Raw genomic sequence first — 19,028 nt, 5'->3', positions numbered from 1 at the left:
GAAGTTGCGGCGCGGGGTTCGGGCGGGGATGGGGTAGAACTTAAGCATGAACGTGCGCACTCCTGACCCGAATCCCGGCTGGCTGTCCGATGAGGACCTCTTCGAAGCCCGGGGCCGGCTTCCCATGGTCTACGTGGAAGCCGTACCCGTCCGCCTTGATCCCCTGGGGTTCGTGAACGAAGTCGGTACCCTGCTGCAGGCCGACGAGGACGGCACCATGGTCCGTTCCCTCGTGTCCGGCCGCGTCCTCTACCGCGAGACCATCCGCGCCGCCCTGCTCCGCCACATGGAAAAGGACCTCGGCCCGCTGGCGTTCCCGCAGCTGCCCATCAGCCCGGTGCCGTTCACCGTGGCTGAGTACTTCCCGGCGCCGTCCCACACGGGATTCACCGATGACCGCCAGCATGCTGTTTCCCTGGCGTACATCATCCCGGTCACGGGCGAATGCGAGCCCCGCCAGGATGCGCTCGAGCTCACCTGGATGACGCCCGAAGAGGTCCTGAGCCCGGACGTGCAGCTTGAATTCAGCGGCGGCCGCGGCGTCCTTGTCCGGCAGGCGCTCGCGTTCGCTGGAGTGGGCAGCTAAGCCCTCCGTATCGCCTTCACTGACAGCGGGCCTGGGGGCCGCTTGCAGTGCTGGTTTCAGTGCCGTAGCGCCTGCGGGGACGCTCGAAGGAACCCGGGCGTCCCCGACTTCGGGCGGGCCCGTTAGTAGACTGTAGGGCGGACCGCAAGAGAACTTAAGGACTCCCGATGACCCACCCCCCAGCCGCCCAGCACTACAGTGAGCTCCAGGCTGGCTCTCTGCAGACCGGCCACCTCCTGCTCCTGCCCGACGGCGAACGGTCCGCCGAAATCCAGAGCGTCCTCGTGGAGGACGACGATTTCGGCACGCCGGCCGTGGTCCTCGCAACCCTCACCGGCGGCGGGGTCCTGCGCATCGCGGCCGGGTCAACCGTCCTGGTGGCAGGGCCCGGCTCCGCCACTACCGGCCCCGCCACCGGTGACGACTCCCGTTCCGGTGGGGACACAGTGTCCGAAGAGTCCGACGCCGCCACCTCGCTTCAGGTCGTTGAGCCCCCCGCCGCCCGGGCAGACTCCGCCGGGGAAAGCGGCGCCCCGGCGGCTCCCGCCGTCGTCGTGCCTCCCCGGCCGGCCACAACACCGGCAACGTCCGCGGCCGCCGGTCCGAGCGAGGAGGAACTGGCGCTGATCCCGGAGCCTTCGGGAACACCGGAGTCCGTAGTCGGGGCCGCCGCGGCAGCGCACCCGGACGCACTGGGCGTGATGCTGCTGAGCGACCGGCTGGCCAAGGGCATCAACACCAAGTCCGGGAGCTGCCTCAAGGACCTCAGTGACCTGGCCAATGAACTGTTCGTCACCCTCAAGGATGCCGAGGGCGCCCTGGCCGTCGCGGACCTGCTCAACGTGCTGCCGTTCGACGGCAACCCGGGCCGGTGGACGTCCGTCGAGGCGGCGTTGTCCCTGTCCAGCTACATCTGCCGGCAGACCGGGAAAGAGGACCGTGCCGATGTGTACGAAAAGCTCCTCCGCGCCCCCGATGCGATGGAAACGGACCCGTTCAAGTCCCGCATCAACGCCAAGATCCGGCAGCGCTCCCTGAACGAACCCAACCTGTACGACAAGGAAATTTTCCGGGCCATCGACAACTCGAACCCGGATGCCGAACGCGAATGGCGGCTGCTGCGGCTTGAGGCCCTGATGTTCCTGCGGGCGCACGGCGGCTCGGAAACCATCGGGTTGAAGGAGCTGGAGCGCCGGATCGCCAACGAACTCGAGTCCGTCCGGGCCTGAGGCGAGGCACCACCCGTTTGGCCCTACCCCGGCGGCGCCGGGCGTTGTAGATTCACCCCATGACGAACAAACTGAGCGTTGTGATTAATTCCGATGCGCAGCAGGTTTGGACAATGCTGCGTGAACCGGCCAAGGTTGCCCAGTGGCACGGCTGGGAGGCCGAGGACCTGGCCGCCGAAATCAACGAAATCTATTTCAAGGACACCGTGGTTGAAGGCCCTGACCACACCAGCCTCACTGTGGACGGCGGGGATGAGTTCGCCCTGAAACCCGTTTCCACCGGCACCCAGGTCAGCGTGACCCGGGCAGCCCTGGACCACAATTCCGAGTGGGCCGCCTGGGACGAGGACATCACCCAAAGCTGGCTGACGTTCCTCCAGCAGCTCCGCTTCGCCCTGGAGCACCACCCGCACGGCAAGCGCCGCACAGCCTTCTTTTCAGTTCCCGGCGGGGACGGCTCCGCGATCGACAAGCTGGGACTCCGGGACATCCCCGCGCCCGGTGAGCCGTTCTCGCTGACCCTCGCCACCGGCGAGAAGATCTCGGGCAAGGTCTGGTACCGCACCAACCACCAGGTGGGGCTCACCGTGCACAGCTACGCCGAACACGGCGACGGCCTGCTGATCGTCGCCGACCAGCCGCCCATCGCCGAGGTCAGGCCCGACGGCGGGTCGATGGTGATCGTCTCCACCTACGATCTGGGGGCACACCGGCTGGAGGATATCCGCAGCGGCTGGGACAGTTGGCGGGCTGAGAACTACCCCACATCGGACCCCGTGCACTGACGGCCGGCTAAGTTTCGCCACCGGAAGCTGGCACACTTGAACCGTGCCAGCCAATACTGAACCTTCGCTCTCGTTCGAGCCGGAGGCCGCAGCCCTGCAGTCCGAGTTTTCCTTCGCCGTAGGCAAGCGCCTGAGTGAGACGTGCTCGCCGACGCCGGAGCAGGTGGCCGCCAACGGCGGGGAATTCCTGGGCCGGACCGGCACCATCAGCACCCCGCACGGCGAGATCCGGACGCCGGCGTTCATCGCCGTCGGCACCAAGGCCACGGTGAAGTCCGTGTTGCCCGAATCCATCGCCGAGCTGGGCGCGCAGGCGGTCCTGGCCAACGCCTACCACCTGTACCTCCAGCCGGGGGCGGACATCCTGGACGAGGCCGGCGGGCTGGGCGCCTTCATGAACTGGTCCGGGCCCACCTTCACGGACTCCGGCGGCTTCCAGGTGATGAGCCTGGGCTCCGGGTTCAAGAAGGTCATCGACATGAAGTCCGTTGATTCGTCGGGCCCTGATGATGCCGTGGCGCCGGGCAAGGAGCGGCTGGCCCACGTGGACGAGGATGGCGTGTGGTTCAAGAGCCACCTCAACGGCGACCGGCACCGTTTCAGCCCCGAGATCTCCATGAACGTCCAGCACCAGATCGGGGCCGACATCATGTTCGCCTTCGACGAGCTGACCACGCTGCAGAACTCCCGCGGCTACCAGGAGGAGTCGCTGGAACGCACCCGCCGCTGGGCCGAACGCTGCATCACCGAGCACTTCAGGCTTACCGCCGAGCGGGCGGGCAAGCCCTACCAGGCGCTGTTCGGCGTGATCCAGGGCGCGCAGTACGAGGACCTGCGCCGCAAGGCCTGCCGGGACCTTGGCGCCATGAACTTCGACGGCTTCGGCATCGGCGGGGCGCTGGAGAAGGAGAACCTGGGCACCATCGTTCGGTGGTGTAACGAGGAACTGCCGGAGAACAAGCCGCGGCACCTGCTGGGCATCTCCGAACCGGACGACATTTTCACCGCGATCGAGAACGGCGCGGACACCTTCGACTGCGTCTCCCCCACCCGGGTGGCCCGCAACTCTGCGTTCTACACCCCGGACGGACGGTTCAACCTGTCCGGCGCCAAGTACAAGCGCGACTTCGGCCCGCTGCAGGAAGGCTGCGACTGCTATGCCTGCCTGAACTACTCCCGGGCCTACATCCACCACCTGTTCAAGGCCAAGGAGATGGTCTCGGCCACGCTGATCTCCATCCACAACGAGCGCTTCGTGGTGAAGCTGGTGGAGGACGCCCGGCTGGCCATCGAAGCCGGCAACTTCTTCGACTTCAAGGCCGAGACCTTGGGCCGCTACTACTCCTCTAGGCATCCATTCTGATTTTGCCGATGAGGACACCCTCGGCGGATTCGTCGAGCAGATCCTCACGAGCCGGAAGCGGTGGCAGTAGGCAGGCCCGTGCTCAGGGGGTGCGTCTAGCATTACGAGAAGGGCCCCAACGTCTAGGCCTGCTGGGTAGCTGATGGCTCCGCCACTCCTTGCCCCGGGCAAGGGTCGTTGGCATGATGAGGAAAGCAACCGTGCCGCAAACTCAGAAGGGGAGACTGCCATGAAAGCTGTCCAATTCACCGAGTATGGCGGGCCGGAGGTCCTCAAGGTAGTCGACGTGGAGGAACCGCACGCCGGGCCTGGCCAGATCCGTGTGGCCGTTCGTGCGGCAGGCGTCAATAGCTTCGACTGGAAGATTCGACGCGGGGCACTGGCAGCCGTCATGCCGATGAGTTTTCCTGCCGGAGTGGGCCTGGATGCATCCGGAATCGTGGACGAGGTCGGCGACGGTGTGAAGGGAACCGCCGTCGGCGACGAGGTCTTCGGCAGCGTCCCCATCAGCGCCTCCTCCACCGGTGCGGCGGCCCAGTACGCCGTGCTGGCCGAGTGGGCGAAGAAACCGGAGAGTCTCTCCTTCGAAGAGGCTGCCGGGTATCCGATGTCGACCGAAACGGCGCGCCGGGCGTTGAACGTGTTGCCCCTGGAGACCGGTCAGACTCTCCTTGTCAATGGAGCCGCTGGCGGTGTGGGCCTGTCCGCCGTCCAATTCGCCCTCGCCGCCGAAGCCACTGTGATCGGTACGGCCAGTGAAGGGCATCACGAGTATCTGCGCTCCCTCGGTGCGATCCCGACGACGTACGGCCCCGGCCTCGTTGACCGTGTGCGGGAGGTTGCCCCGAGCGGAGTCGATGTCGCCCTCGACGCGGTGGGCTCCGGGATCCTGCCGGAGCTCATTGAGCTCACGGGCAGTGCCGCCAGGGTTATCACCACCGCCGACAACCGGGCCGCCGAGTATGGCGTTCGGCTCACTGGCGGGATAGGCCCGGACCGTGCGCCGCAAGCACGCGCCCAAGCGGCTGAGCTATTCGAGCAGGGAAAGTTTCGCCTTCCGGTCGAGGAAACCTTTTCCTTGGACAATATCGCGGCCGCGCACGCGAAAAGCGAACAGGGCCACGTGCTCGGCAAATTCATCGTGACTGTGTAACGCCGCGACGCCCGCCGCCGCTTTGCGGCGCTTACGCCCCGTAGCTCGGTTCGCGCTTCTTGATCCAGCCGATGGCCAGGGCGGTCAGCGGGACGAAGAGGAACTCCACCAGGGTCTTGTAGAGGAAGCCCACCAGCACGTAGTTCACGAATGTGCCGGAGTCCGTGATGCCGATGACCGACGCCGCAATGCTGCAGAAGATCAGCGTGTCCACGAATTCGCCGGCCACCGAGGAACTCATGATCCGCGCCCACAGGGACTTTTCGCCCGTGCGCGCCTTCATCTTCACCAGGATCCAGGAGTTGATGGTCTGCCCGGCAAGGAACGCCAGCAGCGAGGCCAGCACAATCTGCGGGACCGGGCCCAGCGCGCCCTCGAGTGCGGCCTGCTTGGAGGTACCGAACTCGTCGTCGAAGCCGGGCAGGGCGATGATCACCCAGTAGCAGATGGAGGCGAACACGGACAGGGCAAACGTGGTGATGATGGCCTTGCGCGCCACCTTGAACCCGTAGACCTCGCTGATGACGTCACCCAGGATGTAGGCCAGCGGGAAGAGGAAGAAGCCGCCGTCCGTGATGATCGGACCGATCGCCACGCCTTTGGACGCCCCGATGTTGGACAGGATCAGCACCACGGCCATGAGGGCCAGCATGATGCCGAAGTAGGGGGAACCAATCGAGGCGAATTTCGGGGCCGCAGGGGCGGGAAACGTCTTGGCGGTAGTCATGGGTGATCCATTCGGAGTGGTTCGCTCGGCTGCCCGGAAAGTCGCGAGGAGATCGCTGCAGCAGCCGGCTGTATTAGCACTGGGAGAGGCTCCCGCGCACTGCTTCCGCCGGAACCGTTTTCCATTCTCGCACCACCCGACGCGGCGCGGCCACCGGCCGCGGGATCAGCCGGAAATTTGAACACGTTCAGTTCTTGTGCGTGGGTCCAGGTGGAGGACCTGTACCGCAGCGTGCTGTCCGTGGACCACCGGGTTTGTCCATATTGGCCATACGCACAATGCGGCCTGTTTGGGCGCGGTGGCAGGATGGGTGGATGACTTCTGACGCTGTTGAGACGTATCCTTCCGTTGCCCTCACCATTGCCGGGTCCGAGGCGACCGGCGGTGCCGGAGCGCAAGCCGACCTGAAGACCTTCCAAGAACTTGGCGTCTTCGGCATCGCAAACCTGACCTGCATCGTGTCCTTCAACCCGAACGACAACTGGAACCACCGCTTTGTCCCCGTGGACCAGCAGGTCATTGCGGACCAGCTGGAGGCGACGACGGCGGCATACGGTGCCGCTTCAGGCGCACCGTCCGTGCTGGACACCGTGAAGATCGGCATGCTGGGCAGCCCGGCCACCATTTCGACCGTTTCCTCCGCGCTGGCCTCCGGCGGGTTCACCAACGTGGTGCTGGACCCGGTGCTCATCTGCAAGGGCCAGGAGCCCGGTCACGCACTGGATACGGACCAGGCGCTCAAGGCGCAGATCCTGCCGCTGGCCACGTTTGTCACGCCCAACCACTTCGAGGCGGAGTCGCTGTCCGGCCTGGAGATCACCGACGTCGAGTCCCTCAAGGCTGCGGCCATCCGCATCCATGAGCTGAGCGGCGCCGCGGTGCTGGCCAAGGGCGGCGTGCGCCTTGCCGGACCCGACGCCGTCGACGTCTATTACGACGGCGACACCCTGGAAGTCCTGTCCGCCCCCAAGGTGGGCGAAGTGGCCGTCTCAGGTGCCGGCTGTTCCCTGGCTGCGGCGGTGACGGCCGAGCTGGCCAAGGGCGCGACCCCGCTCGAGGCTGCCCGCACGGCGAAGGCGTTTGTGACCGCCGGCATCCGCAACCGTATGGTCTCCGGCGCCCCGTTCGACGCCCTGTGGCAGGGCGGCCCGCGCTAACCTGCCCGCCCACCCGGACGCTCTCTCACGTTTCGCACGAAAAACCGGGTCGCTCTCTCACGTTTCGCACGAAAAACCGGGTCGCTCTCTCACAATCTGAGCGAGCGTCCCGGTCAGGAGCGGGGGTCGGCCACCGTTCCCATGAACAGCGGCAGGCCGGTTTCCACGTGCACGATCTGATAGTGGAACGGCCGGTCGAAGTCGATGGTCCGCTCGGGCTGCGGCGGGGCGCTGGTGGCCATACCGTTGATCTGGGTGACAGCGGCGGCGATGGTGCCCTTTTCAGCGACAGTGATGTTGGCAGCCTGTGCCGCCTGGGTGATCATCATCTTGGGCTGGATGTTGTTGAAGTCCTCGGTGGTGTTGAGGGTCTTCTGCAGGCCGAGCGATTCAAACACCTTCCGCAGGTCGAAGCTGCATTTGTGGTCCCAGCGGGGCAGCTGGATCTGCACTGTTTCAAGCGCGGCCGTGTCGAAGGTGTCCGCGATTTCCGTAACCTTGGCTGCGTCGAAAGCCGCTGAGGCGGGGCGGGATCCGGCAGCGGCTCCCGCGTCCGGGAGGACCAGCCGCATGACAAAGCCGTCGGCGTAGGGAAGGTCCACGCCCTGCCAGCCAGCCCGTTCCGCGTACTTCATCTGCAGCTCGTTATGCATCGCCGGCGCCTCGATTTCCTCGCCGGCGGCTGTTGTGAAGGGCAGGTCCGAGGTGTCATTCGGGTCAAACGGCGTCCTCCAGGCGGACGCGAAGTACAGGGAATTGAGCAGGCTGAATGTGTTGTCGGGATCGTACTTTGCGGGGGCTTCCTTGATCCGGCCGCCCGTGTTCCGGTTGACCCACGCATCGATGGCGGGCTTCGTTGCACCCTCATCACTGAAGTCCACGGGATACACGCCGGTTCCGTAGTGCCGGGCGAGCGTGTCCAGGAACGACTCGCCGGTGGGCACGCCCTTGTCCACGAACAGCCCGTTGGCGGCGTGCATGACAGGTTTCCGCGGCGGGTTGTCCTCATCCACTCCGCCGGGGTCGCCGTCGAACTTCTCGAGCGAGCTGAGAACAGCGTTCATGGCCTCATCGCGGTTCTCCAGGGGAAGTTGCAGGACGCTGTCCATCTCCGCCGCAGTCTCGCCCGACGCGCCGGAGCGAAGCATCGCAAGCGCAATCAGCAGGCTCCCGGGTGAGGACACCACGTTCCCGTTGGAGCCGTCGCCGCCGTCGGCCAGCAGGGCCCCGCCGAGGCCCAGGGCGGAGGCCCGGAAGGAGCGCAGTTCGGCGGCATAAGCCGCCCGGTCCACCGAAACCCGCTCCACGCCGTCGGCCTTCAGCAGTTCCGGAGCCGACGCAGAACATGCGGTGAGGGCCACCAGGGCACCGGCCGTCGCGATCCTGGCCACACGGAATGTCTTCATTTTCTCCCCCTTGGACCTGCCTTGCCGGCATGTGGCGGGAATCCGCCCGTCTCCCTTCAGTCAACCAGCCTGCCCGCGGCAGGACGATGCCCGTAGGGTCACGGTTTGCGGTCGTTTTGGTCTCACCCCTCCGGCGCTCTCTCAGCATTCGCAACGTTTTCGCCAACGCTCCCGCACTTCCTTCACGGGCGTATCCTCGTGACATGTCGGAGGAACACAAGATGGCCCAGCACTTCAACAGCGTTGACGAGTACATCGCGTCCTTCCCTGCCGAAGTGAAGGGCATCCTCCAGGAAATCCGGAGCAGGTGCCACGCCGCGGTGCCGCAGTCCGGCGAGATGATCAGCTACGGCATCCCCACCGTCACCCTGGAGGGCAAGTACGTGGTGTATTTCGCGGGGTGGGCGCACCATGTTTCCGTGTACCCCGTGCCGGCCGGGGACGCGGACTTCCAGGCTGAGATCGCCCCGTACCGGTCAGCCAAGGGAACGCTCAAATTCCCGTTGGACAAACCGGTACCGTACGGACTCATCGCAAAAACCGCGGCGCTGCTTGCGGCCGAACGCCGCGGGCCGTAGCGGCCGGCTGCCGCCGCCGGAAGCGAAGAGACGGGCGGAAGCGTACGACGGCGGGCGGTAGCGCCGTCGTCCTTGGGCACCTGCCGCATTGGTCCCCTAACGCCGCGGGATGTTCCGCAGGTTGCTGCGGGCCATGCTCACGGCTTCGCCGGCGCCGCGGTTCAGGACCACTTTGGACATGGCGGTCGCGAAGCCGAGGACCTGCGACCCGGTGATCTTCGGCGGGATGGACAGCGCCTTGGGATCCGTGATGAGTTCCACCAGCGACGGTCCGGGATGCGCGAAGGCCTCCCGGTAAGCCTCCTCAATCCCGGCCGGATCGGTGACGCGGACGGCGTGGAAGCCGAGGGCACGGGCCACGGCCGAGTAGTCGGCGTCGGGCACGTCCACGCCGAAATCCGGCAGCCCGTCCACGAGCATCTCGAGTTTGACCATGCCCAGCGTGGAGTTGTTGAAGACCACCACGTTCACGGGCAGACGGTGGGCAGCCACGGTGATGAGCTCGCCGAGCAGCATGGACAGCCCGCCGTCGCCCGAGACGGAAATGACCTGCCGTCCGGGGTAGGCCAGCTGCGCGCCGATCGCGTGCGGCAGGGCGTTGGCCATGGAGCCGTGCAGGTACGAGCCGATCAGCCGGCGCGTGCCAAGAGGGTTGATGTAGCGCGCGGTCCAGACGTTGCACATGCCGGTGTCAGCAGTGAAGACAGCGTCCTCCGCGGCCACCTGGTCCAGGATCGAGGCCGCGTACTCCGGGTGGATCGGCTGCTTCTTTTCCACCTTGCGCGTGTAGGCGCCCACAGCCTTGTTCATGAGCCTGTCGTGCTTCTTGAGCATCTGGTTGAGGAAGCGGCGGCTCTTCTTTGGAGCCAGCAGTGGCTTCAGCGCGGTGAGGGTTGGCAGCACGTCGCCATGGACGGCGATGTCGACGTCGGTCCGCCGGCCCAGCTTGTGGGCGGCACGGTCCACCTGGGCGGTGCGGGTTCCGGGGAGGAACTGGTCATAGGGAAAATCGGTGCCGAGCAGGATCAGCAGGTCCGCATCCTCGATCCCCTCGGCCGCGGCGCCGTAGCCGAGCAGCCCGGTCATCCCGATGTCGTACGGGTTGTCATACTGCATGAAGTCCTTGCCCCGCAGCGTGTGGCCGATCGGGGCGCCGATCACTTCCGCGAGGGCGACGACTTCGTCGTGGGCGCCCTGCGTTCCTGCCCCGGCAAAGATGGCAACCTTGTCGGCCGCGTTGATGGCATCGGCGAGCTCCCGGACGCTCAAGGCGTCCGGGACGAGGGTTGCGCGCCGGAACGTCGCGGGCAGCGGCGTCTCGCCGGTTGCGTCCAGACCGGCGATATCGCCCGGGAGAGTAACGACGGCGACTCCCCCGAGTCCGACGGCGTGCTGGATCGCGCTGTGCATGACGCGGGGCGCCTGCTCTGCCGTGCTGACCAGCTCCGAGTACACCGAGCATTCGTTGAAGAGCCGGTCCGGATGGGTTTCCTGGAAGAAGCCGCTGCCGATCTGCTTGCTGGGGATGTGTGAGGCGATGGCCAGGACAGGTGCCCCTGAGCGGTTCGCGTCGTACAGCCCGTTGATCAGGTGCAGGTTGCCCGGGCCGCAGGACCCGGCGCAGACGGCGAGGCGGCCGGTCAGCTGGGCTTCCGCCGCGGCAGCGAACGCGGCGGCCTCCTCGTGCCGGACATGGATCCAGTCGATTCCGCCGTGCTGGGCACCGCCCGTCTTACGGACGGCGTCGACGATCGGGTTGAGGCTGTCCCCCACGATCCCGTAAATCCGCTGCACACCGGCAGCCTGGAGCTGTTCGATGAGCTGCGTTGCAAGTTCCTTGGCCATGAGTGCACACTCCCGCGATCACGTTGATGGGCTGACAGGGCCAATATAGTCCGCGCACCTTAGGGCGCTTCCCAGGATTTCCAAACAACGACGTCGGGCATTCCTGCGACCCCCTCCCACCAGGACGCTCTCTCACTTAATGCAGGAAAACCAAAGACGCTCTCTCACTTTCCACAAGAAAGTGAGAGAGCGTCCGGGTTTTTGTTGCAGGATCTGAGAGAGCGTACTGGTGCGGTGAGCGTACGACGGCGGGCGGCCACCCGCCGTCGTACCCTCCTGGGAGCCTCTGCCCCTGAACGCTAGACGTCCACGAGGTCCTTGTCCTTATCGTCATCCTTGCGGGACTGCGACCAGGCATCGCCCTGTTCGCAGTCCAGGTGCGTGGCCTTCTTGTTCCGCAGGGCGAAGATGTAGACCACCAGCGAGATGGCGATGGCGACGGTGACGTAGGTGAAGAACAGGTCCACCCGCTCGGCCTTCTGGAAGGCCGCGCCGAGCAGCGGAACCGTACCGCCGAAGAGTGAGTTGGCAATCGCGTAGCCCAGCCCCACGCCGAGGGCTCGGATGGAGGCGGGGAACAACTCGGCCTTCACGAGGGCGTTGATGGAGGTGTAGCCGCCAACGATCAGGAGGCCGCCCATCATGAGCAGGAACGCGGTGAACGGGTCCTTGGTGTTGGACAGGGTGGAGAGCAGCGGCCAGGTGAAGAGCACGCCGGTGATGCCGAACCACAGCAACAGCGGCTTGCGGCCCACCTTGTCCGAGATGATGCCGTACACAGGCTGGAGCAGCATGAAGATGAACAGCGCCCAGAAGTTGATCACCGAGGTGTCGGTCTTGGCGATGCCGGACGTATCGTTCATGAACTTCAGGATGAAGTTGGTGTACGTGTAGAACGCCACGGTGCCGCCGAGAGTGACGCCGATGCAGATCAGCAGGGGCTTCCAGTACTGCGTGAACAGCAGCCTCATGGTGCCCGGCTGGGCTTCGCCGGCGGCGACGGGCGTCTTGGCGGCCGCAACCTGTTCGTCGGAGACGGTTTCCTCCATGGAGCGCCGCAGCCACAGGACAACCAGCGCAGCCACGCCGCCGATGGCGAACGGGATACGCCAGCCCCACTCGGTCAGGTCGCTCTTGGGCATGAAGTTCTGCAGGATGACCAGGACCAGCAAGGCCATCATCTGGCCGCCGATCAGGGTGACGTACTGGAAGCTGGAGAAGAAGCCGCGGCGCTTGGACGTGGCGGCCTCGGACATGTACGTGGCACTGGTGCCGTATTCGCCGCCCACGGAGAAGCCCTGGACCAGGCGGATCAGGATCAGGAGCACCAAGGCCCAGACGCCGACCTGCTGCGTAGTGGGCAGGAGCGCGATGGCGAAGGACCCCGCGGACATCATCGTCACGCTGAGCGTCAGCGCGGCCTTGCGGCCTTTACGGTCCGCGTATCGGCCGAAGAACCAGGCGCCGATGGGGCGCATCAGGAACGACGTCGAGAACACTGCCATCGCCTCAAGGCCGGCCTGCAGCTCGTCCTTGGAGTTGAAGAAGTGGGACTGGAAGTAGGCGGCAAAGACCGTGTAGACGTAGAGGTCGTACCATTCCACGAGGTTGCCGGCCGAGCCCTTGAGGATGTTGCTCACGGCCCGGCGGGTCTGGGCTGACTCGCTCTGGACTTCGGTTTGCTGGGTGCTCATCGCTGAACCTTCCTTGACGGCGCCGCTACCGGCAGCCGTTCCGGGCGTACTTTCGTGCTGTCCACGGCAACATTGCTCATGGTTCCTCCTCGACATCGGCAGTCCCCGGAAAGCCGGGGACTCCATCCAAGCTATTCGTGATCCACCGCACAGCCAACGCCTGAGGGGAAGTCCTAACACTTCCTTAGGTTTCGCCCGTACACGGGGTAATCTCCAAAGGCGGGCCGGGGAAGAAAACACCGCTCATACGGAACAGGAAACAGGCCATGGATGTGCTCATCGTCGAGGACGACGACGCCATGGCGTCCGCCCTCGACGCAGCCGTGGTTTCCGCCGGACACACGGCCTCCCGGGTTGCCCGCGGAGCCGACGCGCTCCTGGAACACCGGCGCTATGAGGTGATCCTGCTCGATCTGGGCCTTCCCGACATGGACGGCCTCGACGTCCTGCGCAAGCTCCGCCAGGTCACACCCGTCCCGATCCTGATCCTTACAGCCCGCGACGACGAGCGCAGCGTGGTGCTGGGGCTGCGGTCCGGAGCCGATGACTACCTCGTCAAGCCGGTGAAACTGGTTGAGCTCCTCGCCCGCATCGAAGCCGTCACCCGGCGGGCAGGCCGTGCAAAGGACACCAGGCAGCGGACCATCGTGCTGGGCGAACTCGAGGTGGACCTCGAACGGCGTGTGGCCGCGATCGGTCCCCGGGTCCTGCCGTTGACCGCCACGGAGTTCGACCTGCTCGCGCTCCTGGCAAGCCACGCGGGTTCGGTGGTCACCCGGGAGCAGATCCTGGACGCGCTGTGGGGCGATGCGTTCCTTGCCTCCTCCCGATCCCTCGACGTGCACCTGACAGGCCTGCGGGCGAAACTCCAGATGCCGGGCTTCATCATCAACGTCCGCGGCGTGGGCTATCGGGTCGAGGCGGGTCCTGCGTGAAGCTGCGAGTCCTCGGTGTCCTGAGCATCCTGTCCGTCCTCATCGTCATCTTCGCCTCCACCGCCATCCTGACGTCGGCCAGCCGGGAGCTTACCCAGGAACTCCAGATCAACCGGGCTGCCGCCCTCAACCGCCTCGCGCAGGTGGCGTTCGACGCCGCCACGGACGGAGGAGACGCCACGCAGTTGCAGACCGAGATGGACAGATACTCGGAACTGTACGGGGAGGGGGTGCTGATCCGCCTCCAGGCAGGCACGCTGCGCTCGGGCGGCCTGAGCGAAGAGAGGGCAGACGTCCGCGATGCGCTGGCCAGGGCGAACCTGAACCTTAACGACACCACGCTCGCTCCGCTTCAGCCGTTCGGAACCGGTTCTGAGGTGATTTCACGCTCCTTCGGCAGCGCAAGCCAGGTACTTGGCGAGGCCCTCCTGGACGTCAACCTGGAGGCAGCCCGGCAGAAGCTGCGGGAGCGGTGGCTCCTTGTCGGAGTCGCTGCCGCCGCCCTCACCGCGGTGCTCCTCCTCGGCGCCGCCCGCGTGACCAGGTGGGTGCTGCGTCCCGTGCACCGCCTGAATTCGGCGGTTACGGAGCTTGAGGCAACAGGCAGGACCGGCCAGCTTCCCGAGGACGGTCCACCGGAGCTGCGGGAACTGAGCCGTTCCTTCACCAGAATGGCGCGGACGGTCAGCGACAGCATCGAGTCCCAACGCCAACTGATTGCCGACACATCCCATCAGCTGCGCAATCCCGTGGGCGCCCTGCGGTTGAGGGTCGACTTACTGCAGCTTGAACTGCAAACAGCCCGGGAGCACAAGGCCGCAGCCGGAGTACTGGCGGAACTGGAACGTGTGGAAGAGATCCTGGACGGGGTATTGCGGCTGGCCACGGCCGAGCACAGGGTCTTCGAAGACTCTGCCGGAGGGCCGCTGGGGACCCCTTCCCGGGGGCTCCCGGCGGTGGTTGATCCCTACCCTGTCCTGCAGGAAGAAACCGAACGGGCAGGACCTGCGGCACGGCGCAGCGGCTCATCGATCCTGCTGGGCGGTCCGCCGGACCCGGCGGTGCACATCGCCTGCAACGCCGCCGAACTGGCCCAGATGGTGGGGGAACTGATCAACAACGCCATCAAATACGCAGCTCCTGCCCGCATCTCGGTGGCAGTCAGGGTCCGCCCGGACGCGGTCGCCGTCGAAATCTCCGACGACGGCCCCGGGCTTTCCGCTGCGGAACGTGCTGCTGCCACAAGCCGGTTCTGGCGTTCCCCGCAGCACCGGGAGATCCGCGGCAACGGCCTGGGCATGACGATCGTGGACAAACTGGCGGGAGCCAACGGAGGCCGCCTGCTGCTGGCGGATGCCTCGCCGCACGGACTGACCGCACGCATCGAGTTTCCGCGGGCCGTCACCCGGCCGGGTAAGGAGAGCCCTGCATGACTGGAACGCCTTGCATGCCCGGCATGATGTCCGGAGGCCTTCCGCCGAGGCGGACCGCCCTCAAGGCCGGGCTTGCTGCCGGGCTGGCGGGACTGCTTTTGCCGGCCCTCAGCGCCTGCACTCCCGAGGACCGCCCGGGCACGGTGACCGTGGCCGGGGGTGAGCCGGGAGGGTTTTATCTGGAGTTCGCCACGCTGCTGGCGGAGTCCCTCCAGCGTCATGGCGTGGCAGACCATGCGGTGGCCCTGACCACCGGAGGCAGCCTGGATAACCTGGGTCAGCTGCTGACGGGGCAGGCCACGTTCGCCGTCGCGCTGGCCGATGCCGCCGCCCAGCAGCTGGCAACACATGGCACGTCGGGCGCCGGAGTCACGGCCCTCGGAAGGGTGTACGAGAATTACGTGCACTGCGTTGTGCGGAAAGGCAGCGGCATCCGCGACCTCGCCGGACTGGCCGGGAGGACAGTGGCTGTCGGCGAGCCCGGTTCCGGGACCTCGTTGACCACTCCTCGCCTGATCGAGGCTGCCGGGCTGGGGTCCGCTGCAGTTGGCACTGCCTCCGCTGCCGCCACCGAAAAGACAGTGACCGTGCTGAACCTCGGGCTCAACGATGGCCTGGCAGCCCTGCAGGACGGATCAGTGGACGCCCTGTTCTGGTCCGGCGGTGTGCCAACGGCCGCGATCGCTGAGAGCAACAAGGAGGCCGCCCTGGCATTCCTGGACCTCTCGGCGTTGATTCCGTCCACACGGACCCGCTATGGCCCCTACTACGACCGTGTGCTGATCCCTGAGGGCAGCTACGAGGGCATTCCCGCAGTCTGGACGGTGGGGGTGGCGAATCTCCTCCTGTGCCGGAACGACCTGGACGGGAGGACCGTGAAGAGGACCGTCGAACTGCTGGTGGGGCACGCCGAGGAACTGATCCCCCGCTCCAGCCTGGGGGTCCAGTTCCTGAGCCCGGAGTCGCTGATCAACACCGCCGGCCTGCCGTTGCACCCGGCAGCCGCTGATGCCTACCGGGAACTCCACGGGTAACCGCAACGCTCTCTCACTATCCCCAAGGAAGTGAGAGAGCGTTTCGGGAAACACCGCAGGAAGTGAGAGAGCGTTCAGCTCCCGGAGTGCGCCTGCAGGAACGAATACACCTCGGTCTCGTCCACGCCCGGGAAAGCACCCGGCGGCATGGCGGCCAGCAGGTGGGAGTGCGCCCGGGCGGACGGCCAGGCGTTGCCCGCCCATTCCGACGTCAGCGAAGCAGGCGGACGGCGGCAGCAGTTCTCGTCAGGGCACGTGGACTTTGACCGCTCGGTGGTTTCCCGCCCGCGGAACCATTTCACCTGCGCGTACGGAACCCCGACGGACAGCGAGAACTCGCCGTTCGCCGAGCGTTCGGTCCGGGCCGTGCACCAGTACGTCCCCGCAGGGGTGTCCGTGTACTGGTTGTACGCACTGAACTTGTCCGCCACGTCGAACACCATGCGGCTGGTCCAGTATTTGCACGACGGCTGGCCCTCGATGGCGCCGGTGTGGTCCTGCGGGAACGTCACGCCGTCGTTCTCGTAGGCCTTGTAGATGATGCCGCTCTTATGGGTCTTCTGGAAGTGGGTGCGGATGTCCAGGTGCTGGGTGGCCAGGTTAGTGAACCGGTGGGCGGCCGTTTCATAGGACACGGCAAAAGCGTCCCGGACGTCCTCCACGGCGATTTCCTTGGCTTGCTTGGCTTTCTGCAGGAAGTCCACGGTGGCCTGCTCCGGGAGCATCAGCGCTGCCGCGAAATAGTTGGTGGCGACGCGCTGCATCAGGAAATCCCCGTAGTTGTTGGGGGTCTGGTGGCCCAGCACGTAGTGGCCCAGCGCCTGCAGGAGTACCGACCGGGGGTCGTGGTCCGAGCGCTGGTTCTGCGTCAGGTAAATTCGGTGGTTCTTCAGATCCGTCACCGAACGGGTGGAATGCGGCAGGTCTCCCACGTGGTGGAGGGTGAACCCCAGGTGACCGGCAATGTCCGCGATGACGTGATGCGACAGCGGACCGCTGGTGTGTCCTACCGAGGCCAGGACCTTCTGCGCCTCGGCCTCGTACTCCGGGAAGTAGTTGTTCCGCTCGCGCATCATGGCCCGCAGCTCAGCGTTGGCGCGGCGGGCCTCTTCGGGCGTCGCCACCTGCTCATTGAGTTTGCGCTCCAGCTCGTGCTGCAGGCCCACCATGGACTCCAAAACATCCATCGGGAGCCGCGAACTGATGCGGATTTTCGGCAGGTTGAGGGACTCGTAGATAGGGCTGCGCTGGTACCGTTCCAGCTCGATCTCCAGCGCTGCGCGCCGGTTTGGCGGCTCCGCCCCGAGCAGCTGGTCAATGGTCACGCTGAGTGCCGTCGCAAGCAGCTGAAGCAGCCCCAGTTTCGGTTCACGCTTACCGTTCTCGATCAGGCTCAGCTGGCTCGGTGCGGTCCCGACGGCGGCACTCAGGTCATCGAGTGTCATGCCCGCCGCTTTGCGCAGGTGCCGCACGCGGCGGCCCAGGCTGATGACGTCCACTTCGGGGGCGCCAGGGGACGACGGCGGTGTGGCGGCTTTGCGGTTCCAGCTTGTAGGGGACATTTATTGAGCATACGGGAAGAAGTGCACTTCTTTCCATGGTTTTCATCTAGTAACCCTATTCAAAGTGCTGAAAAGTAGATCTCACGGAAAGAAACACCGCACCGGTCCGGGCCGGCCCCCACTGCAAAGGCGCAGGACGGGGTCGGCCCGGACAACCCGGAGCACAAACAAGGAGACAAAGATGACTGCAGCATTTGAGCCCACCCAGCAGACGCCCGAAGAGCAGGCCGCCGCACTGGAGCTCGAGTGGGCCGCCAACCCCCGCTGGGAAGGTGTGACCCGTGACTACAAGGCAACGGACGTCGTCCGGCTCCGCGGCCGCGTCTCCGAAGAGCACACGCTGGCCCGCCGCGGCTCCGAGAAGCTGTGGAAGCAGCTGACCGAAGAGCACAAGACCGGCGGCTACACCAACGCACTCGGCGCCCTCACCGGCAACCAGGCCGTGCAGCAGGTCAAGGCCGGCCTCCGCGCCATCTACCTGTCCGGCTGGCAGGTTGCGGCCGACGCCAACAACTCGGGCCACACCTACCCGGACCAGTCGCTGTACCCGGCCAACTCGGTTCCCACCGTGGTCCGCCGCATCAACAACGCCCTGCTCCGCGCCGACCAGATCGAATTCTCCGAGGGCATCCAGACCGTTGAGGACTGGATGGTGCCGATCGTTGCCGACGCCGAGGCAGGCTTCGGCGGACCGCTGAACGCCTACGAGCTCATGAAATCCATGATCCAGGCCGGCGCCGCGGGCGTTCACTGGGAGGACCAGCTCGCTTCGGAGAAGAAGTGCGGCCACCTCGGCGGCAAGGTGCTGATCCCCACCCAGCAGCACGTCCGCACCCTGAACGCGGCCCGCCTGGCCGCCGACGTCGCCGGCACCCCGTCGGTGGTCATCGCCCGCACCGACGCCGAGGCGGCAACCCTGATCACCTCCGACGTCGATCCCCGCGACCAGGAATTCGTCACAGGAGAGCGCACGGCGGAGGGGTTCTACAAGGTCCGCAACGGCATCGAACCCTGCATCGCCCGTGCCAAGGCCTACGCCCCGTATTCCGACCTCATCTGGATGGAAACGGGCACCCCGGACCTGGAGCTGGCCCGCAAGTTCGCCGAGGCCGTCAAGGCCGACTTCCCGGACCAGATGCTCTCCTACAACTGCTCGCCGTCGTTCAACTGGCGCAAGCACCTGGATGACGCCACGATCGCGAAGTTCCAGCGTGAACTCGGCGCCATGGGCTTCACGTTCCAGTTCATCACCCTGGCCGGCTTCCACGCCCTGAACTACTCGATGTTCGACCTCGCCCACGGTTACGCCCGTGAAGGTATGAGCGCCTACGTCGAGCTCCAGGAAAAGGAATTCGCCTCCGAGTCCCGCGGCTACACCGCGACCAAGCACCAGCGCGAAGTCGGCACCGGCTACTTCGACGACATCGCCACTGCGCTCAACCCGAACGCATCCACCCTCGCACTGGTCGGATCGACCGAAGAGGGCCAGTTCCACTAAATTTTCCCCAAGTAAGTAGCGGTAAGTGTCGTTTTGGAGGCTC

16 protein-coding genes are annotated in these 19,028 nt (G+C 65.9%); 11 read left to right on the top strand and 5 right to left on the bottom strand.

Annotated elements, in window-relative coordinates:
• Positions 1-46 precede the first annotated feature (46 nt).
• The 5 genes from AB0N24_RS16660 to AB0N24_RS16640 all read left to right on the top strand — a co-directional run bounded on the left by AB0N24_RS16660 (position 47) and on the right by AB0N24_RS16640 (position 5,116).
• The gene (locus tag AB0N24_RS16660; RefSeq protein ID WP_364126480.1) at positions 47-586 is read left to right on the top strand and encodes an NUDIX hydrolase family protein; all 540 of its coding nucleotides are present in this window, start codon (positions 47-49) and stop codon (positions 584-586) included.
• Positions 587-753: 167 nt separating this feature from the next.
• Positions 754-1,815 carry a DUF6707 family protein gene (locus AB0N24_RS16655; protein WP_364126477.1) on the top strand — a complete coding sequence of 354 codons (1,062 nt, stop codon included), beginning with the start codon at positions 754-756 and terminating at the stop codon, positions 1,813-1,815.
• Between the two features lie 59 nt (positions 1,816-1,874).
• Complete coding sequence (locus AB0N24_RS16650) at positions 1,875-2,600, top strand: SRPBCC domain-containing protein (RefSeq protein ID WP_364126475.1); 726 nt, start codon at positions 1,875-1,877, stop codon at positions 2,598-2,600.
• A gap of 43 nt (positions 2,601-2,643) precedes the next feature.
• Positions 2,644-3,963: a tRNA guanosine(34) transglycosylase Tgt gene (gene tgt, locus AB0N24_RS16645; protein WP_364126472.1), complete on the top strand. Its 1,320-nt coding sequence runs from the start codon at positions 2,644-2,646 to the stop codon at positions 3,961-3,963.
• Positions 3,964-4,192: 229 nt separating this feature from the next.
• Positions 4,193-5,116 (top strand): NADP-dependent oxidoreductase, encoded by a 924-nt coding sequence (locus AB0N24_RS16640; protein WP_364126470.1) that lies wholly within the window; start codon positions 4,193-4,195, stop codon positions 5,114-5,116.
• 31 nt (positions 5,117-5,147) lie between these two features.
• Here AB0N24_RS16640 and AB0N24_RS16635 read toward each other — a convergent pair whose 3' ends face one another.
• On the bottom strand, positions 5,148-5,843 hold the full coding sequence (locus AB0N24_RS16635) for a queuosine precursor transporter (protein WP_364126467.1): 696 nt from the start codon (positions 5,841-5,843) through the stop codon (positions 5,148-5,150).
• Between the two features lie 314 nt (positions 5,844-6,157).
• On the opposite strand from AB0N24_RS16635, the gene AB0N24_RS16630 reads away from it, so the two are divergent.
• Entirely contained in the window at positions 6,158-7,000 is an 843-nt protein-coding gene (locus AB0N24_RS16630; protein WP_364126465.1) for a hydroxymethylpyrimidine/phosphomethylpyrimidine kinase, read from the top strand.
• Positions 7,001-7,113: 113 nt separating this feature from the next.
• Here the strand turns inward: AB0N24_RS16630 and AB0N24_RS16625 are convergent, their stop codons facing one another.
• Positions 7,114-8,406: a serpin family protein gene (locus tag AB0N24_RS16625; protein WP_364126462.1), complete on the bottom strand. Its 1,293-nt coding sequence runs from the start codon at positions 8,404-8,406 to the stop codon at positions 7,114-7,116.
• Positions 8,407-8,609: 203 nt separating this feature from the next.
• Here AB0N24_RS16625 and AB0N24_RS16620 point away from each other — a divergent pair, with 203 nt between their 5' ends.
• Entirely contained in the window at positions 8,610-8,984 is a 375-nt protein-coding gene (locus tag AB0N24_RS16620; RefSeq protein WP_364126460.1) for a DUF1801 domain-containing protein, read from the top strand.
• A gap of 96 nt (positions 8,985-9,080) precedes the next feature.
• On the opposite strand, the gene AB0N24_RS16615 is transcribed toward AB0N24_RS16620, so the two are convergent.
• Complete coding sequence (locus tag AB0N24_RS16615; RefSeq protein WP_364126457.1) at positions 9,081-10,829, bottom strand: pyruvate dehydrogenase; 1,749 nt, start codon at positions 10,827-10,829, stop codon at positions 9,081-9,083.
• A 299-nt stretch (positions 10,830-11,128) separates the two neighbouring features.
• The gene (locus AB0N24_RS16610; RefSeq protein ID WP_364126454.1) at positions 11,129-12,523 is read right to left on the bottom strand and encodes an MFS transporter; all 1,395 of its coding nucleotides are present in this window, start codon (positions 12,521-12,523) and stop codon (positions 11,129-11,131) included.
• A 266-nt stretch (positions 12,524-12,789) separates the two neighbouring features.
• Here AB0N24_RS16610 and AB0N24_RS16605 point away from each other — a divergent pair, with 266 nt between their 5' ends.
• The 3 genes from AB0N24_RS16605 to AB0N24_RS16595 are packed head-to-tail and all read left to right on the top strand — an operon-like array spanning position 12,790 to position 15,925.
• Positions 12,790-13,458, top strand: coding sequence for a response regulator transcription factor (locus AB0N24_RS16605; protein WP_364126452.1), 669 nt, complete (start codon positions 12,790-12,792; stop codon positions 13,456-13,458).
• Positions 13,455-14,891: a HAMP domain-containing sensor histidine kinase gene (locus AB0N24_RS16600; protein WP_364126450.1), complete on the top strand. Its 1,437-nt coding sequence runs from the start codon at positions 13,455-13,457 to the stop codon at positions 14,889-14,891. Before AB0N24_RS16605 ends, AB0N24_RS16600 begins: the two co-directional genes overlap by 4 nt.
• Positions 14,888-15,925 carry a TAXI family TRAP transporter solute-binding subunit gene (locus AB0N24_RS16595; RefSeq protein ID WP_364126447.1) on the top strand — a complete coding sequence of 346 codons (1,038 nt, stop codon included), beginning with the start codon at positions 14,888-14,890 and terminating at the stop codon, positions 15,923-15,925. Before AB0N24_RS16600 ends, AB0N24_RS16595 begins: the two co-directional genes overlap by 4 nt.
• Before the next feature lie 74 nt (positions 15,926-15,999).
• Here AB0N24_RS16595 and AB0N24_RS16590 read toward each other — a convergent pair whose 3' ends face one another.
• A complete protein-coding gene (locus AB0N24_RS16590) occupies positions 16,000-17,487 on the bottom strand; it encodes a helix-turn-helix transcriptional regulator (protein WP_307047830.1) in 1,488 nt (495 codons plus the stop codon).
• Between the two features lie 181 nt (positions 17,488-17,668).
• Between AB0N24_RS16590 and aceA the strand changes: the two genes are divergently transcribed.
• Positions 17,669-18,985: an isocitrate lyase gene (gene aceA / locus AB0N24_RS16585; RefSeq protein ID WP_364126444.1), complete on the top strand. Its 1,317-nt coding sequence runs from the start codon at positions 17,669-17,671 to the stop codon at positions 18,983-18,985.
• Positions 18,986-19,028 lie beyond the last annotated feature (43 nt).

Source organism: Arthrobacter sp. NPDC093128, from assembly GCF_040683875.1.
Lineage (GTDB): Bacteria > Actinomycetota > Actinomycetes > Actinomycetales > Micrococcaceae > Arthrobacter.
Note: the sequence above shows the minus strand (reverse complement) of the source record. Positions and strands in the feature narration are given on the sequence as shown.

Excerpts from the sequence above, each read along its gene's own strand:
- AB0N24_RS16615 (WP_364126457.1), bottom strand. The coding sequence starts at position 10,829 with ATGGCCAAGGAACTTGCAACGCAGCTCATCGAACAGCTCCAGGCTGCC.
- AB0N24_RS16650 (WP_364126475.1), top strand. The coding sequence starts at position 1,875 with ATGACGAACAAACTGAGCGTTGTGATTAATTCCGATGCGCAGCAGGTT.
- AB0N24_RS16620 (WP_364126460.1), top strand. The coding sequence starts at position 8,610 with ATGTCGGAGGAACACAAGATGGCCCAGCACTTCAACAGCGTTGACGAG.
- AB0N24_RS16640 (WP_364126470.1), top strand. The coding sequence starts at position 4,193 with ATGAAAGCTGTCCAATTCACCGAGTATGGCGGGCCGGAGGTCCTCAAG.
- AB0N24_RS16610 (WP_364126454.1), bottom strand. The coding sequence starts at position 12,523 with ATGAGCACCCAGCAAACCGAAGTCCAGAGCGAGTCAGCCCAGACCCGC.
- AB0N24_RS16635 (WP_364126467.1), bottom strand. The coding sequence starts at position 5,843 with ATGACTACCGCCAAGACGTTTCCCGCCCCTGCGGCCCCGAAATTCGCC.
- AB0N24_RS16655 (WP_364126477.1), top strand. The coding sequence starts at position 754 with ATGACCCACCCCCCAGCCGCCCAGCACTACAGTGAGCTCCAGGCTGGC.
- AB0N24_RS16595 (WP_364126447.1), top strand. The coding sequence starts at position 14,888 with ATGACTGGAACGCCTTGCATGCCCGGCATGATGTCCGGAGGCCTTCCG.
- AB0N24_RS16605 (WP_364126452.1), top strand. The coding sequence starts at position 12,790 with ATGGATGTGCTCATCGTCGAGGACGACGACGCCATGGCGTCCGCCCTC.
- AB0N24_RS16660 (WP_364126480.1), top strand. The coding sequence starts at position 47 with ATGAACGTGCGCACTCCTGACCCGAATCCCGGCTGGCTGTCCGATGAG.
- AB0N24_RS16590 (WP_307047830.1), bottom strand. The coding sequence starts at position 17,487 with ATGTCCCCTACAAGCTGGAACCGCAAAGCCGCCACACCGCCGTCGTCC.
- AB0N24_RS16625 (WP_364126462.1), bottom strand. The coding sequence starts at position 8,406 with ATGAAGACATTCCGTGTGGCCAGGATCGCGACGGCCGGTGCCCTGGTG.
- AB0N24_RS16630 (WP_364126465.1), top strand. The coding sequence starts at position 6,158 with ATGACTTCTGACGCTGTTGAGACGTATCCTTCCGTTGCCCTCACCATT.
- aceA (WP_364126444.1), top strand. The coding sequence starts at position 17,669 with ATGACTGCAGCATTTGAGCCCACCCAGCAGACGCCCGAAGAGCAGGCC.